The 16,344-nt window shown below is 44.0% G+C and carries 16 protein-coding genes; 6 read left to right on the plus strand and 10 right to left on the minus strand.

Annotated features, from left to right (window positions below; genetic code table 11):
- Positions 1-20: 20 nt before the first annotated feature.
- Positions 21-797 (minus strand): SDR family oxidoreductase, encoded by a 777-nt coding sequence (locus NST16_RS16500; RefSeq protein ID WP_268506241.1) that lies wholly within the window; start codon positions 795-797, stop codon positions 21-23.
- A 109-nt stretch (positions 798-906) separates the two neighbouring features.
- Entirely contained in the window at positions 907-2,028 is a 1,122-nt protein-coding gene (locus NST16_RS16505) for a Rap family tetratricopeptide repeat protein (protein ID WP_010332918.1), read from the minus strand.
- A 120-nt stretch (positions 2,029-2,148) separates the two neighbouring features.
- Here NST16_RS16505 and NST16_RS16510 point away from each other — a divergent pair, with 120 nt between their 5' ends.
- A complete protein-coding gene (locus NST16_RS16510; protein WP_340887610.1) occupies positions 2,149-2,652 on the plus strand; it encodes a M15 family metallopeptidase in 504 nt (167 codons plus the stop codon).
- A 6-nt stretch (positions 2,653-2,658) separates the two neighbouring features.
- On the opposite strand, the gene NST16_RS16515 is transcribed toward NST16_RS16510, so the two are convergent.
- Together NST16_RS16515 and NST16_RS16520 are read right to left on the minus strand one after the other, a co-directional pair.
- Entirely contained in the window at positions 2,659-4,020 is a 1,362-nt protein-coding gene (locus NST16_RS16515) for a YcdB/YcdC domain-containing protein (protein ID WP_168746868.1), read from the minus strand.
- Between the two features lie 185 nt (positions 4,021-4,205).
- Positions 4,206-5,597, minus strand: coding sequence for a YcdB/YcdC domain-containing protein (locus NST16_RS16520; protein WP_340887612.1), 1,392 nt, complete (start codon positions 5,595-5,597; stop codon positions 4,206-4,208).
- Positions 5,598-5,942: 345 nt separating this feature from the next.
- Here NST16_RS16520 and NST16_RS16525 point away from each other — a divergent pair, with 345 nt between their 5' ends.
- A complete protein-coding gene (locus tag NST16_RS16525) occupies positions 5,943-7,007 on the plus strand; it encodes a DUF4352 domain-containing protein (protein WP_326217629.1) in 1,065 nt (354 codons plus the stop codon).
- A gap of 37 nt (positions 7,008-7,044) precedes the next feature.
- On the opposite strand, the gene NST16_RS16530 is transcribed toward NST16_RS16525, so the two are convergent.
- From NST16_RS16530 to natA, 3 genes are all read right to left on the minus strand, one after another.
- Positions 7,045-7,977, minus strand: a complete 933-nt coding sequence (locus tag NST16_RS16530) for an aldo/keto reductase (RefSeq protein WP_340887615.1) — start codon at positions 7,975-7,977, stop codon at positions 7,045-7,047.
- Positions 7,978-8,111: 134 nt separating this feature from the next.
- The gene (locus tag NST16_RS16535) at positions 8,112-9,272 is read right to left on the minus strand and encodes an ABC transporter permease (RefSeq protein WP_340887616.1); all 1,161 of its coding nucleotides are present in this window, start codon (positions 9,270-9,272) and stop codon (positions 8,112-8,114) included.
- Positions 9,273-10,013 carry a sodium ABC transporter ATP-binding protein NatA gene (natA, locus tag NST16_RS16540; protein ID WP_059292022.1) on the minus strand — a complete coding sequence of 247 codons (741 nt, stop codon included), beginning with the start codon at positions 10,011-10,013 and terminating at the stop codon, positions 9,273-9,275.
- A 143-nt stretch (positions 10,014-10,156) separates the two neighbouring features.
- On the opposite strand from natA, the gene NST16_RS16545 reads away from it, so the two are divergent.
- Together NST16_RS16545 and NST16_RS16550 are read left to right on the plus strand one after the other, a co-directional pair.
- On the plus strand, positions 10,157-10,858 hold the full coding sequence (locus tag NST16_RS16545; protein WP_340887618.1) for a LytR/AlgR family response regulator transcription factor: 702 nt from the start codon (positions 10,157-10,159) through the stop codon (positions 10,856-10,858).
- Positions 10,859-10,870: 12 nt separating this feature from the next.
- Positions 10,871-11,827, plus strand: a complete 957-nt coding sequence (locus NST16_RS16550; RefSeq protein ID WP_340887619.1) for a sensor histidine kinase — start codon at positions 10,871-10,873, stop codon at positions 11,825-11,827.
- A gap of 43 nt (positions 11,828-11,870) precedes the next feature.
- Here the strand turns inward: NST16_RS16550 and NST16_RS16555 are convergent, their stop codons facing one another.
- On the minus strand, positions 11,871-12,950 hold the full coding sequence (locus tag NST16_RS16555; RefSeq protein ID WP_340887621.1) for a helix-turn-helix domain-containing protein: 1,080 nt from the start codon (positions 12,948-12,950) through the stop codon (positions 11,871-11,873).
- Between the two features lie 235 nt (positions 12,951-13,185).
- Here NST16_RS16555 and NST16_RS16560 point away from each other — a divergent pair, with 235 nt between their 5' ends.
- Entirely contained in the window at positions 13,186-13,569 is a 384-nt protein-coding gene (locus tag NST16_RS16560) for an RDD family protein (protein WP_340888405.1), read from the plus strand.
- A gap of 37 nt (positions 13,570-13,606) precedes the next feature.
- On the opposite strand, the gene NST16_RS16565 is transcribed toward NST16_RS16560, so the two are convergent.
- Both NST16_RS16565 and NST16_RS16570 read right to left on the minus strand, forming a co-directional pair.
- A complete protein-coding gene (locus NST16_RS16565) occupies positions 13,607-14,245 on the minus strand; it encodes an esterase/lipase family protein (RefSeq protein ID WP_229149638.1) in 639 nt (212 codons plus the stop codon).
- Positions 14,246-14,414: 169 nt separating this feature from the next.
- Positions 14,415-15,548 carry a type II asparaginase gene (locus NST16_RS16570; protein ID WP_340887623.1) on the minus strand — a complete coding sequence of 378 codons (1,134 nt, stop codon included), beginning with the start codon at positions 15,546-15,548 and terminating at the stop codon, positions 14,415-14,417.
- A 217-nt stretch (positions 15,549-15,765) separates the two neighbouring features.
- On the opposite strand from NST16_RS16570, the gene NST16_RS16575 reads away from it, so the two are divergent.
- Positions 15,766-16,332 (plus strand): TetR/AcrR family transcriptional regulator, encoded by a 567-nt coding sequence (locus tag NST16_RS16575; protein WP_340887625.1) that lies wholly within the window; start codon positions 15,766-15,768, stop codon positions 16,330-16,332.
- The last annotated feature ends 12 nt before the right edge of the window (positions 16,333-16,344 follow it).

Raw genomic sequence — 16,344 nt, forward strand, 5'->3', positions numbered from 1 at the left:
CACTCCCCCTGTTTTTCTTTCTACTCGAGCTGAGACGGATAGAGTGTCATTCCGCCGTCGACAAACAGTGTTGTACCGGTCACATAACTCGCTTCTCCCGATACGAGCCAAGCCGCTGCAGCCGCCACTTCTTCCGGTTGTCCAAAGGCTCTCATCGGAATTTTTTTCAATTGCTTTTGTCTGTTTTCTTCTTTTTTCGTGTCGACGTTGGACTCTGTGGCGATGGTGCCCGGTGCTATTGCGTTGACGCGAATTCCCTTGTCTGCATAGTTAAGCGCCAGCGTTTCCGTCATCATCTTGATGCCGCCTTTAGAAGTTGAGTATTGAATATTGACTGGGCGCGGAATCTGCTGATGAACACTTGAGATATTGAGCACGTTTCCTTTGATATTGTTCTTCATCATGTGATTGAGCGCGGCTTTTGCCCCCATAAAGGTTCCCGTTACGTTTACATCAATGACTCTTTGCCAATCTTCAAGGCTCATCTCATGCGGCATAGCTTCTGCACCGTTGAAGCCTGAATTGTTCACCATTACATCAAGCGTGCCAAAGTGCTCCAAAGCGGCATCCATTAGCGCCTGAATCCCTTCTTCCTTTGACACATCCGCTTCGACTACGACGGCTTTTCCTCCGTTTTGCTTAATGATGTCCACTGTTTCATCGGCTCCTGACGGGTCGCTGTGATAATTCACAACCACATTCATTTTCTCCTGCCCAAAGCGTTCCGCAATGGCTCTCCCGATTCCTTTTGAAGAGCCTGTTACGATGGCTGTTTTCCCGATTAAATCTTTATACATAAATGATTTCCTCCTCTGATTTTCCTTTGTGTACTGGAAAATACCCTGTTTTCCCGGGTTGAAAACAGCATAAAAAAAGCAGAGAACCTTATCGGTTCTCTGCCATCTCTTATTGGAAGCGCTGCTCGGCAAGTGTCTTTTTTATGTCCATCAGCCTGCGGTAAAAGAAAGCGGCGGACTCATAATTTTGCTGCTGATTGAAGCGTTCTGCCGCGTCCTGCATCAGCTCTTCTGCATCAGCGAAAAGCTGGCGGGATTCCAAAAGGTCAAAGCATTCTTCGAGCACCTTCCTGTCGCCGCTGCCAAGATAAAGCTCATGAATAAGGCGGAATTTTGTTAAGTACATGTCATCTGCCCATTCTGCCGCGCTTGTAACCCCGTGTTGATACGTCTCTATTGCTTTGTCGTATTTTCCTTCTTTACAGTAGATATGTGTCAGTGAAAATACAGCTTGAACGGTCTGCTGAAATTTGTGCTTTTCAAAAATGGCGGCGGCCTTCTTAAAATAGCCCTCCGCTTCGCTAAGATCTCCCAAGCTGTACTTACAGTGGCCTACGTTATAATGAGCCGCAGCAATCATGTATGCTTCCTCAAGCTGACTGGCATAATCCAAAGCGCTGCACAGGTGCTTGAGTGCCTTTTCGTGATGATAGACATCCGTCAAATTTCCGGCAATGATAAATTCACACTGCACGCGGCGGCGGCCGTACAGTTCGTATTTCGTATAGATATCAAGCGCCTGGCTTGCATAATTCATCGAAAAATACGTTTGTTTGATGTGATAATAGACTTCTGCGACCTTAAAAAGAAATTCAGCTTTTTCAATCTCATCTTCCACATACTCCAGCTTTTCCTCGGCGTGCTTATAATGATCAATGGCTAAAATGAAATTTTTCTGCTTAAATTCGTACATCCCTCTGAAATAGTAAAAATAATATTCTAATAAGCCCGTCAGTTTTTGCTGATTGCTTTCAATTTCATTCAGCATGTCAGAGAACGGAGGCTCGGTGTCGCTGTCTTTCACCGGCATCAGCTTGTCCAGCATGATCCGATGCCGAAATTCCATCAAAGAAAAATATAATAGTAAATCCTGATTTTCTTCCATGTCTTCTAATTCGTACTCGATCTCCTGCTTTAATGCTTCTGCTTGATCTGCTTCAAACGCACGAATGTGTTTATACCATTCGTTTAGTTTTACCGCCACTTCTTCAGATGGAATCTTTGCTCTCAATGATCTGCCTCCTTCCTCCTGCTACTATTTATGTTATATTTTATCATAGCTATTCTCTTTTAGAGAGAGTCAATGGCTTAAAACATAACATTCAGCAACTCATGAGAAAGTGAGACCGGTATGAAATTAATAGCAAAAACATCGTTCATCTTATGCCTCCTGTTTGTGGCGGACCTTTGTTTTTCATATGTGCGGCACGCATGGCACTCTCAAACCGCTCTGCAGGACAGGCCTGTTCCTTCCGCTCTTGATCCGATTGTGAAGCAGAATGCCGACACCCTCAAGGCTGCCGCATCAAATAAAGGCATCTCGATCGTGGTTACTGAAGGATTCAGATCCTTCAAGGAACAAGACGAATTATATAAGCAAGGACGCACAAAAAAAGGGAATATTGTCACCTACGCAAAAGGAGGGGAATCGTATCATAATTATGGTTTGGCGATTGATTTCGCTCTTCAGAAAAAGGATGGCAGCATCTTATGGGATATGGATTACGACGGCAATCAAAACGGGAAATCAGATTGGCTGGAGGTCGTCACCATCGCTAAAAAACTCGGATTTGAGTGGGGCGGGGATTGGGAACGGTTCAAAGATTATCCCCACTTGCAAATGATACCTGACTAGACACCCTCACAGCCTCTTCTTTTTTCTTTTATGCGCGTCAATATATGGAGGATAAATCGGCTTATACACAAGCTTATAATGCTGATGGCTGCCTGCTGAAAAATCAGGCTGCCACTCCAGCCTCACATCAAACGCAGATAAAAATGCTTCTCTCGCTTCGTCGGCTGAAACATCCGGTTTATGGTTGATTGTTTCTAATAGCTCTGGGTCTATATCCGGAGCCATAAAAGCGTCAATTTTTCCGGTTTCCGGGTTGACGATGATGCGGGCAGCACCGAACCGCAGCGGTATTCCTTTATACCAGACAGAAAAGTGATTGCGGACCCTGCCTCTTTCATCGATTCGGATTGGGTTCACTCTGAAAAACTCATCTGCTCTTGGATAGAGCGCGTACAAAAACTGAAGCGCTGTCTCTTGGCATTCTTCCGTTGAGTATTGGCCGGAAACTTGATTGTCCATGAAGGAAATAGCTGCTTTTAATTTCCCTGTTTTTTTATCAGTCTTCATTTTGATTGTATTTTTATTTCTCGTTGCAAAATAGCTTCCTATGCTTAAATCCTTCCGCTCGGGTGCAGTACCTTTGCGCCAAGTGCTTCCAAGTTCATCTCCGAAGTCCCTTTCACCGACTTTTTTCATATCAGAAGTAAGTCCCAGCATTTCATATATATCGGTTTCTTCTTTTTTTTCAAGCGGCGGGAGAGGCGCCCCGTTTTCCGTTCTTTCATCCGATATGTGCTGGTCAGGCACAATTTCGTCTACATCCGCTGGATAGTTGTAACCCGGCAAAATCGGTTCATAGACGAGTCTGGGCAATTGTTCATCATCAATGACGTCATACATAAGCCGTAAAGACATTGTATTGACGTAATGGGAAATGACCTTCTCTTTCTCTACGAATTCCTTTGGGATGTCGGCTTTGTTCCCTTCTCCGTAATATAAAAAATGGACAATCTGTCCGCTGCGTGTGATATCTATTAAAAATCCTGAATTGGGGAGCGAGAGGCCCAGCTGTTTTTTTGTATAAACAAACCGGATGTGATGCCCTCGTTCTTCCTTGGCTTGAAAATGAAATTTCATAAATGTGGCCGGATGGTGGGCTGCGGCAAACTGAAGAGCTGTCAGTTTCAGCTCGGCATCTGGGAGCTTTTTGTCCTGCTCGAGGCCGGCGGCTGTTGAAAATGTGAGCAAAGCGCCGTCGCTCGCGAGTTCTACAATAATTTGCTTTTCCGGATCTTCAGGGTCCTTCCAAATGAAGTATGCATGCCCCTTCTTCTTTTGTTTTTGAGCATAATCTTCTATCTCAAGCTCATAGTGCGGCGGTACATTTCCGATCTCTTGCGCCTTCTTTTTCAGCTGTTTGTTTACCAATGAAGTCATCCTTTCAAAGAGTCTACGACAAAGAGAACCTTGTTTATTATATAAAAAGACCCTTCTTCTTTTAAAGTGAAGAAAGGTCCTTTTCTATTAAGGAAACTGGATTTCCACATTCTCTCTATTACTTTTTTCATGCATCAGCCAGTACACACGCCGAAAATGTGTGACTTTTGGCTGTTTTACAATGCACTTATGACAGCCTCACCAGTATGGGCATCAATCAATCTCGGATATACCGGCTTGTAGACGAGACGATAGCTGTTTTCTTCATCTTCTCCGTATTCTCTCTCCCAGCCAAGCTCCACTTTAAAATAGCGCCAAAAGATAGACTTGGCTTGTTCCGGTGAAATGGATGGAACTGGGTCAACAGCTTTGAGCACTTCAGGGTCAATGTCCGGTCCCATATAAACGGTAATGCGCCCAGTCTGGCGGCTGACGCAGATTTTGACCTGCCCAAACCGAAGCGGAACTCCGTTACAGTGCACGTCAAACGTAAAGCCGGCTGACGAACCTTCTTCACCCTGTTTATCGTATTTGATCTTAAAATATTGATCAGCATTCGGGAATAACGCGAACAGAAAACGAATGGCGATTTTTTCGCACTCTTCCTCGCTTACGGTATTCGGCCCTTTTTCGTCTATAAACGACATAACACCTTCGAGTTTTCCGGATTCTTTGTTATGGATGGTTCCAATTACATTGTTAAGACGTCCTTCAAACCAGCTGTTAAGACTCTTGTCAGCTTTATCGAGTTCCTGCTCATCCTTGTCCCGCCATACAATCTTTTTTCTGCCGTCCCCTATATCTGCTTCCCTTACTTTTACCAGTCCGCTGCTCAAGCCGATCATGCTGCCAGGGTCTGCATTTTCGTGAATACCTTCGAATAAGGGAAGGGGAAAGCTTTCTGACTCCACGTAATCATCATCACATATTTCTTTCTCTTCACTTACATCTGCAGGTACAGCAATGCCCGCCTTTTCAAACTCATACACCAAATGCGGCTGATCGTCTCCGTTTTTGTAGACAGAGCGATGAAGGATCTCAAATAGGAGAGTGACATCTACATCTTTCTTGAAATAAGCCATTGCTTCTTTTTCATCTGCGACCTGTTCCGACTTGATTATATTGCACGCTTTTCCGTAATACCGAAAATACACCACCTCCCCTGATAAGGAGACATCAGCCATAAACCCGCTCATAGGAAGCGGCAGTCCGTCTTCCATTTGAACATATGAAAACCTTACTTTATCATCATACGCCTCATCATTTTCTTCACGGACAAACGCAGACGGAGCTTCAGGATAATGAGAGTTCACGAACTGAATCAAGATATCCTCTATTTGGTCTTCGGACAGCTTCTCACTGCTTTCAGGCTCAACATCTCGAGAAAGCCCTTCCAGCTGTCCGTCCGGTCCAAGCTCTACGATGATCCCTTTGTTTTCATCCTGCGGATCTATCCAGCAAAAATACGACCTTTTCTGTTCATCTCCATAATCTTCAATTTCCAGCTGTAAGTGTGTCGGCACACGGCCGATTTCCAGTGCTTTTTGTTTCAATTCCTCTTTTTTCACCAAAGCAGCCCCTTTCTTCGTTCGAATGTCACCCTTCAACTGATTACAAAGTAGTAGTCTAATATACACAAATTTCTGTGTTTTCCAGTTTTACCAGAACATTTTTCACCAAAAATAGTAAGATGAACCTATTCAATATAAAAGCTAATAATCTTAAAATTAATTCCGTTGCAACTTTTTATAGGTCATCAATCGCAAAGAAGGACGGAGTTTCCAGAAATCTGGGTAAAACCATGAGAAAAGAACCGATTTTTTTGGCTGCATCATGTCAATCCATTCAAAAAGATTCAATTCTCAAAGACAAAAGACTCCCCTTTCCCAAAACCATTTGAGGAGGAAAAATGAATGTTTCAGAAAAAAACGTACGCTGTTTTCCTTGTTCTCCTGCTGATGCTGTTTACAGCTGCTTGTTCCGGAAGTAAAACAAGCGCGGAGAAGAAAAGTTCAGAAACAGAAAAAAGCGCAGATATAGCTCAAGTTAAGATCAAAGATGTCTCTTATACACTTCCGTCTCAGTATGATAAGTCAACTTCAGATGATCAGCTCGTGTTAAAGGTAAATGTCGCTGTGAAAAACACAGGGAAAGAACCGCTTAATGTAGACCATATGGATTTCACTTTGTATCAGGGTGATACCAAAATGTCTGACACAGATCCTGAAGACTATAACGAAAAGCTGCAGGGTAGCACGATTAACACTGACAAATCCGTTGAAGGAAATCTTTTCTTCGTTGTAGATAAAGGCGAAAAATACGAGCTGAATTACACGCCGGAATCTTACGGTGATAAGAAGCCAAAATCAGTTACATTCAATATTGACGGAAAAGACAAAAAAATCCTTGCGACAGCAGATCAGCTCCAAGACTCTGCGAAAGCTTTATCGGCATATATAGATGTCCTTCTTTTCGGTAAAGATAACAAAGATTTCGAAAAAATCACCGGCGCGAACAAAAATGAAATTGTGAACGACTTTAACGAGTCCGCAAAAGACGGCTACCTCTCAGCTTCAGGCCTTTCAAGCACATATGCGGACAGCAAAGCGCTTGATAATATCGTGAACGGCATTAAAGCAGGATTAAGCAAAAACTCATCGATTCAAGCGAAAACAACTTCCATCTCAAAAGATGAAGCCATTGTAGAAGCTACAATTAAACCAGTCGACGCTTCTTCTCTCTCAGACCGCATCGAGGACAGAATGAAAGACTACTACAGCAAGAATTCAGGTGCGAGCTATGAAGATGCTGTAAAATATGCGCTTCAAGTCTATCCAGAAGAGTTCAAAAAGCTTGGCCCGGCTTCAAGTGAAAAAACGGTTGAAGTGAAAATGAAGAAAAATGACATCGACCAGTGGCAGCTTGATATGGACGATTACAGAGCAGCAGAATTAGTTGAAGCATTCATTAAAGAATAAACATCAAAAGGAAATAGCCCAAGGGCTATTTCCTTTTCTATTTAAAAATCCCGCTGATGAAATCTGCTTCATTATCCGTCAATTCAACATCTAAGGTTTTCAGGTTATCCTTCAGCTGTTCCGGGCGCTTAGCACCTGGAATGATGGCGTCTACAGCCGGTCTCGTTAACAGCCATGCCAAGGCGACATGAGCCGTCTCTGCTTTCTTTTCCTCAGCTACCGCTTTGAGCTTGTCTATTTTTTTCAGGTTTCGAATAAAGGTTTCTCCCTGGAATTGCGGGTTGTTCTTTCGATTGTCGTCAAAGGCATCATCTTTTGTAAACTTTCCGGTCAGCAGCCCGGATGCGAGCGGGAAATATGGAATAAAAGAAATCCCGTGTTTTTCACAGTATGGGAGCAGCTCCTTCTCAGCATCACGCTGAATTAAAGAGTATTCTGACTGAAAGACCTCCAAGTAGCCGTCCGCATTAAATTCCTGCAATTGCTGATAATTGAGGTTCGAGGCTCCAATCGCTTTGATTTTCCCTTCATCCTTCAGTTCCTTCAGCGTGCCCGCGACTTCCGCAAGAGGTGTCTTGCCATCCGGAAAATGAACATAATACAGATCGATGTAATCTGTCTTCAGCCGCTTTAGGCTCTTTTCCACCTCGCCGCGAAGAAAGTCCCGGCTGTTGTCTAATTCAATGCGGCCGTTTCCTTCTTTATGGGCTCCTTTAGAGGCGATCATGAGCTGATCCCGGACACCGCGTTCCTGAACGACCTCACCGATTAATTCTTCGGATCGCCCCAATCCATATATAAAGGCGGTATCGATAAAGTTTACGCCGCCGTCCAAAGCCGTGCGAACCAAGTCCTTGCCAGTTTCATCATTCAGATTCGGAAACAGATTATGCCCGCCGACCGCATTTGCGCCGAATCCGATCCGTTTCACCTGTAAATTCGTTTTCCCAAGTGCACGTGTTTGATCCATGTCCCTTCTCCTTCCGAAATGATTTGATGAAAAATAGCGCAGGTTCCACTTTTTGTATTAGATATCCTTTTTCTATTTTCCTTCTTTTTTCAGCATACACAAAAAGGAGAAAGTGTATTTCTCCTTTTGCAAGTTTATTTTGGCAGAACCCATTTGTCTTTCAAGAAGCAGGCTCTGGCCAGTAAAAAGAAAATGGCGGTGAGCACGACGATGGTTCCGCACGTATATAGAATGGCAGCCGGATTTATCATCCCGAATAATAGCTGTTTAAATAAGGCGTGCAGATTTAGGAACGGGATGAAAAAGTAAGATAGATCGATTTGATTCGGCGCCTTATTGAAGATGAAAAACATCGGGAATATAGGCAGAAAGACGACAAGAGACATATAGCTCTGCGCTTCTTTTACCGTGCCGGAAATGATGCTGGTCAAAAGCTCCATTGCGGCGATCAGCATGGCAGAAAGCACGATGATCAAGGCTGAGGCTCCGATAATGACCCATAAGTGATCTCCCAGCTGAAAGGCTGTTCTTAACTTTTCCGTAAATAAGACGGTGCACAGAATCAGAAAGATCAGTGATAATACGCCAGAGGCTATTCCGAAGGTAGAAACCGCAAGCCACTTGCCGATTAACACTTTGTTTCTGCTGACCGGTGTCAGCAGCAGCGCTTCTATGGATTTCCGGTCCTTTTCTCCGGCAATAATGTCAAGAGCGATTGGCATGGCACCGGAAACGATTGATGTTAGAAGCAGCATCGGAAGAATGGCAGAAAGCATGATCGCAGAAACGCCTTGCTCTTCATCTGCTTCTTTTTGTTGAACTGAGAACGGCTGGATCACCGAATGGTCAATATGTTTACTCGTTAAACGTTTTTGCACAATTTCATTTTTGTACTGCTCTAAGGCAGATTGCACAAGCTGCATAGCATTTGATGACCCTTGATCGACCGAGCTGCCGTAAACGTCAACCTTAAAAGTTGTCATACTGGTGATATAAGAATCAAACTCTTTCGGGATGTTCAGATACACATCCGCTTTCCCGTCATCGACCGCCTGTTCAGGTTTTGCGAATGTCTTTACACTGATTTCCTCAATCGCATTCAGCTTGTTTTCCAGCTCTGAAGGCAGGGAGTGGCCGACAGCGATCGTGTACTGCTCCCCTTTGTCCGAAAGCATGCTTTCGTAGAAAAACACAAGGCCCAGCATCGTAATCATCGGAACTAAGATCGTCAGTAAAATTGTTTTTCTGTCCCGTAAAGCGTCGATCATCTCTTTTTTATAAATCTGTCCTACCATTTATGAAATCCCCCTGACCAGCTTAGACATAAAGATGTAGTTCAAATCGTCGCTGCGTTCGCTCTCGTATAGTGTTTCAAGTGCTCCTCTGTAAATGACCTCTCCGCTGTGCATCATAATGACACTGTCACAGAGCGCCTGTACCTCCTCCATAATGTGGCTGGAGAACAGGATGGTTTTGTGTTCTCTTTTCAGCTGCTGAATAAATTCACGGAAGATATTGCTTGACGTAATATCTAGTCCTGTCGTCGGCTCGTCAAATAAAATGATATCCGGATCGTGAATCAGCGCCCTGGCAATGGCGACTTTCTGCCTCATTCCTTTTGAAAACCCGCCCACTCTCCGGTCCATATAATCACGCATGCCGAACCGTTTTGATAAATCTTCTATTCTCGCTTTGATTTCGTGGCGGTTCAGCCCGTACAGCCGGCCAAAGTACTGTAAATTTTCTTTTGCAGTCATCCGGTCATAGAGTCCTGTTTCTCCCCCGAATAAGACGCCGATTCGTTTCTTGACCTCCGCCGGCTGCTTGGCCGTGTCAAAGCCGTCTACTGCGATCGTGCCCTGTGTCGGTTCAAGCAGGGTCGCGATCATTCTCAGCATCGTTGTTTTGCCGGCTCCGTTTTCTCCGAGAATGCCGACGACTTCTCCTTTTTGAATCGTTAAGCTTACATCACGCACAGCTTTGACTACTTTTTTCTTATCTGTAAACCTGCGGCTGCAATCCGTCAGTGTAATCATGTCACAATCTCCCTTTTTGTTATTTCTAGTAATGACTATATACGAAAAGCTGGATTTGTTGGATAAAGTTGTCGCGAAGAGTTCTTTTTATGTCGCGAAATGGGATAAAATAAAGGTGATTCTATTTAACTAGGGGAATGATAATGGTAAAAGTCGGACTAGTCGATGATTATCGAGTAGATTTAGAGAAGCTGGAAGCAATCGTGTCCAGAATGCAGGATGTCGAAATTGTCTTTGCCACCGATTCGGCGGAGGAAGCTTACAGCCGGGTGAAGAACGGGGACATTGATCTTCTGCTTGCCGATATTGAGATGCCTCACATGTCAGGCTACGAGCTGGCGGATTTAATCAGATCTCATTCGCTGGATGTGGATGTGATTTTCGTCACCGGCAACAGCGGCTATGCGGTTCACGCATTTGATCTGAACGTCCACGACTATATTATGAAGCCGTACCACGCCGATCGTCTCAGCTCTTCCTTCGAACGTTATTTCACAAAGAAAACGGAAACGAGCTTGAACGGGCGGATTTTGATTAAACAAAAATCTAAAATGCATGTGCTGCAAAAGAAGGACATTATTTTCGCCGAACGCACAGGACGGTCAACGACGATTGTGACAACATCTGAAGAAGTGCAAACGTATCAAACATTGAACGATATTAAAGGCGATCTGCCGGAGAAGGATTTTCTTCGTTCGCACCGCTCCTTTATTATCAACATTCATTACATTAAACACTTTTCCGCTTATACGAAGCATTCGTTTACGGTTTCGTTTGAGGGAACATCTAAAAAAGCGATGATCACCAAGCAGCAGCTTGATTATTTTCAAAACTATTATTTTTGAGGAGCGCAGGTTGTGATGACTCTGTTTCAATGTCTTTATTTGTTTTTATTCAGTTTCATATTTTATCAGTCGGCGTCCATTCTTTCACACAGCACATCCGTTTCTTGGCTCGCCGCTGCTTTAGGCGCGGCGGCATCGGTTTTATACATATGGAAAACGAAGCCTATGCAGGATCGCTGTCCCCTTCAGCTCTATTTATGTATCGCCGTGATTCACATTCTGTCGGCGGTGTTTTTGCTGATCGTCGCTTCTGGATTGGCGGTGCTGCTTGTAATGATGATATTCGCGGCAGGTGAATGGCTCCGCATCGGGCTGTGCCGCTCGCTGACAAAGCTTTATGAACAAATCGATTGGCTGACTCAGGCTGAACAGCACGCCAATCGAATGCTGATGGATGTCAGGAGCCGGAATCACGATACAATGAAGCATATCACAGCGCTCAGCTCGGCGCAGTCAGAGCCGGACACACAAACATACATAAACCATTGGGAAGACCAGTACAGTCAATATGACCGTTTTTTAAAAGGAGAGAATGCGTACCTTGCAGGAGTGCTGTATGACTTTCTGGAAAAAGCAAAAGCTTCGAATGTGAACGTTTCACTGCATTTGCATACGCCGCTTTCTTCCCTCCCTTTCTCTCCCGCTGATCAGGTCAGCCTGGCCGGCAACCTATTAGAAAATGCGCTCGACAGCGCCGCAGAGGCCCCCGAGAAAGCGGAGATCAAGCTGGAGACATCACTGCGAAGCGGGCTTTACGTGCTGATTTGTGAAAATACAACACCCGGCATGGAACCGAAAGTGCTCGATACACTGTTTCAGTCATTCGGCCATACGACGAAAAGCGGCACTCATGAAGGAATCGGCACTTATGTGATCCAAAAGCTGGTGAACCAAGCTTTTGGCAAGCTTGATTTCACATATCGCCACCCTGTCTTCCGTTTAGAAATCAAAATTCCGTTCCAAAAATAAAAAACCTTGAAAAGCTTGGCTTTTCAAGGTTTTTTGTTCGTCATTACGATGTTAATGATTGTGCAAAGCGATCCGCTTCATCTTGAAGCGTGCTTTCAATTTCTTTGTAGCGGCTTGAAATCGTTGATGCGCTTACGCCGTATTTTTTCGCCAGTTTGGCTTGGGAAACGGTTGCGCCGTTAAGTGAGATTGCATTTACATAATATTCAACTGCCGCCGCAAAAGCTTCCGGCTTTCTGATGACAGGTGATTTTTTCTCGCAGAACGATTTCCAAATGTCAATGACTGCCGGAATCAGCTCATTCGGATATTCATCTCCGCTCATGCCTTTTTCGATCGCCGCGGCTGTTTCTTTCTCCATGTCGTTTGCCCACTCAACGCTGCTTTCTTGAACAGCCTCCGCTTGCTGCGGCTGTTCATCTTTTTCCGCTAACAGCGCGAAAAGTACGTTGTTGAACTCCTGCTTCATGAAGTCCTCCGGCGTTTTGCCGTTTTTCACAGCAGCATCCGCATATGTCTTCACCTTGCTGATCAGCTCTTCCGTTCTCTTCACTGGGAAGATTGTGAACTGCATGAAGAATTCCGCTTTTTCGGCTTCGTGGATCGGATAGCCGAGAATCAAGCTTCCTACTGGCGGGAGGTCTTGATTCGTGACGTCCATTTCCACGTCGAATTGCTTTTTCGTAATGACATCTTCAAAATGAATGACTGCTTCTTTCATATCCTTCAGCAGCAATAAAGCAGGCGTCATGCTCTTCCAGGATTCAACGATCTCACGTGTTTTCGGGCGGGTGATCGAATCGCCTTTTTTCTGAAGGTACTCTTCAAAGATTGTTTTGTCACCAGCGAGCGGGTGGAAGAAGATTCCCCAGATTCCCAAATTAAATACACTGATGTCCTTTGTCTGCCTGTCCATAGTAGAAAGAAAATCATGCTGGTTGATAAAACCCGAAATGCTTTCTCTATGTACTGTGAAGGCATACTCCACTAAGTCTTCCTGAATTTGTTTTGCTTCTTTTGCCGCTAATTCTGTCGGGAAGTCGACAACTTTATTTCCGCAGCATTTTTTATATTTCTTACCGCTGCCGCATGGGCAAGGGGCATTTCTTTTCACTTTTCCCACAATAAACCCTCCGAATTCTGTTGTAACTTTTCTATTTTAACAAAAATAACTTCTGAGGGCTTGGTTTCGGGCTAAAAAAGAATTTGGTAATGTGACAGCCTGGTTCATGATGTAAATTTACCTATGACTTTTTCATCAACTTTTGTGATTTAAGACTTATAACCTATTCCCACTTTAGGCCCTTCTTTTTACAATCATTAGGTATTTATCTAAAATTTTTAAGGAAGTGTTTATGTTGGAACTAGCTGGTTTTATGCTGCGCGCCTGCGCTCTTGTGCTTGACGTGATCATTGCGGCCGCAGTGATTTTAGCATCCGGATTTATGTTTGGCGACGGGTCCGCTGGCGTCATCGCTGTCGCCATATTGATGCTGCTTGTGTATCCTTTGCTGATGCCGCTGACAAATTGGAAGGGTACGCTGGGCAAAAAAATCATCGGCCTGCAAATTGTAAGAGACGAAACACACGAGAAAATCTCCCTCCCTCAGGCCATTATCCGTTACATGATAGCATGGGTGCATGTGTTTTCCCGCCTGATCTATTTAACAGCCGCATTTACGAAGAAAAAACAAGCCGTTCATGATATGGCTGCGAAAACAATTGTGCTGAAAGCAGAATAACCTTGAAGAATAGGATTCTTCAAGGTTATGTTTCTCATTAGTTCGTATTTTGTCCGCCGCCGTTAAGCCCTTCTTTAATCAGGCTGTTGACTTGGCTGCTGTATAGAAGGCCGATATGTCCGACACCATGAATTTGAACATTTTTAGCCCCGTCTAATTTTGATAAGTAATTCATAACAATCATATCAGCACTACTGTAAACGGATGTGTACAAGATCTTTTGGTTGGGATCAGTACCCGGAAGCGCCTTGCCTGTCACAAGACGATTCGCGCCGCCAAGTGTTACGACGTTTTCAATTTTATTACCGCCATCCAGATTTTTTATGTAGTAAAGCGTGTTAGCGCCGCCCATGCTGTGAGCGACAATATCCACTTTTTTCGCACCGGTTTCATCTAATACCTTTTGCACAAAACGCGATAATACTGGTCCGTTGTTTAAGTTATTGCCTGTCTTGTCCCAAAAATCTACAGCATACAGCTTGTCCCGTGACCAGCCCTGTGATACCAAATAAGTTTTAATACCGGCAAAGTTAAAAGAAGCTCCGCCAATTCCATGAACCATTACCACCGGATTATGTTCAGCGGCTTTCGCTGACGGCTGCATCGCAAACATGGATGTAACTGACAGCACAACAATTGTTACAAGTGCAATGATCTTACCTCTTAAAAGTTTCATAATTTCCTCCTTTTTTTGTAACAAATTCTTAAATTATAATACTTTGCCAAATTAATTAAGTAAAGGGTAAATTTGACTTATTTTTAAAGAAATTTTAAGGTTGAGAGAACATTTCAGCTGTTTCGATCCCGAAAACGCACAAAAAGAAGGCTTTTCCGCCTTCTTTTCTTTAATATTCATTAAAATAGTCTTGGATTTTCCTAGGATCATCTGTTTTGGTGAGCGCGAGCATTAACAATATCCGGGCTTTTTGCGGATTTAAGGAGTTTGATGCCAAAAGGTCGTTTTTCACATAGTCGCCGTTCGATGTGACGACACCATTTCCCGTACGGGTTGAGCGAACCACTGTGACGCCTTTTTTAACCGCTCTGACTGCCCCCTTTTCGGCTGCGTCAGATAAAGATCCGTTGCCTGATCCCGCGAAGACTATGCCTTTTGCGCCAGCCTTTACAGCCGCATCAATCAGATAGCTTCCGTCATTTTGGTAGCCGTACAGAATGTCTACTTGCGGCAGTTTATCAAGGCTGGAAATGGAGAACTCCGAATCCTTTGTATGCTTGCGTGTGATTTCATTATGAAAATAAATGTCATCGGCAATCGTTCCGATGTATCCCATTTCTTCTGATTTAAAGGTATCTGTTGCGGTTGTGTTGGTTTTTGTAACATACCGTGCTGAAGCAATGCGGTCATTGAGAACGACGAGCGTCCCTTTCCCTTTTGCCTCTTGTGCGCCGGCCACTTTAACTGCGTTGTACATGTTGGACGGGCCATCAGCACTGATGGCTGTGGACGGCCTCATCGAACCGACAACAACAATCGGTTTATCACTTTTTACAGTGAGATTCAGAAAATAAGCCGTTTCTTCTAATGTATCTGTTCCGTGGGTCACAACAATACCGTCGACATCTTTTGAAGAAAGCAGTTTGCTGATTCTTTTTCCGAGCTTCAGCAATGTTTTGTTATCAATGTTTGTGCTTCCGACATTAACCACTTGCTCGCCGCTGACATTCGCGATGTCCTTCATCTCTGGCACCGCTTCGATCAGAGACTCAACGCCAACGACACCTGCTTTATATTCAGTTGTAGAGGTTTTTGATTTATTGGCTCCGGCAATCGTACCTCCTGTCGCCAGTATTTTAATAGTTGGAAGGTCATTCTTTTTGGAAGCAGAAGCTGAAGAAACTTTTTGTGTCTGCGTTTTTTCTTTTGGGGATTCTTTTGCTTCAGGAGATTGAGAGCATCCGGTAAAAACAAGCAATAGTGCGGTAAAAAGGATCAGTAAGAGGAATCGTTGTGTTTTCATGTTTTTCTCTCCTTTGGATGGTAACGTCTTTATGCCTTTTAATGATTGAATATTTCATTTATTCAGTCAAAATGTGCGTCAGGTTATCTCTCAGCTTTTTTATATGCTTATTTTATTTTCTTATTCGAGTTTCTTTATCTTGACATTCGATGGGTGAATCATGATAATAGACCAGTCACTATATTTTATGATAGCAATTCAGTAAGGTGGGAATGTTATGAGCTATGGAGATGCTCGTGAGAAAATCCTTTCTGCAGCTACCCGGCTTTTTCAGCTGCAGGGGTATTACGGAACGGGACTGAACCAGATTATTAAAGAAAGCGGTGCACCTAAAGGCTCTCTTTACTACCACTTTCCCGGCGGTAAAGAACAGCTGGCAATTGAAGCCGTAAATGAAATGAAGGAATACATCCGCCAAAAAATCACAGATTGCCTGGACGTGAGCCCTGATCCAGCAGAAGGCATTCAAGCCTTTTTGAAGGAGCTCTCCTGTCAATTCTCATGCACAGAGGACATTGAAGGCCTGCCCGTCGGCTTGCTTGCAGCAGAGACATCATTAAAAAGCGAGTCTTTGCGAAAAGCCTGTGATGAAGCCTACAAAGCGTGGTCCCTTGTGTTTGAGAAAAAATTGCAGCTGTCAGGTTACAGCGAGAGCCATGCCAAGGAAGCAGGCATCGTCATTAACGCCATGATTGAAGGCGGCATTCTTTTATCATTAACAGCAAAAGACAGCACACCGCTTCTTCATATCTCCAGCCGCATTCCAGCACTGTTGAAGAAATAAATAAAGAGACAT

This window comes from Bacillus sp. FSL K6-1005 (genome assembly GCF_038000225.1).
In the GTDB taxonomy this organism is placed as follows: Bacteria; Bacillota; Bacilli; order Bacillales; family Bacillaceae; genus Bacillus; species Bacillus mojavensis.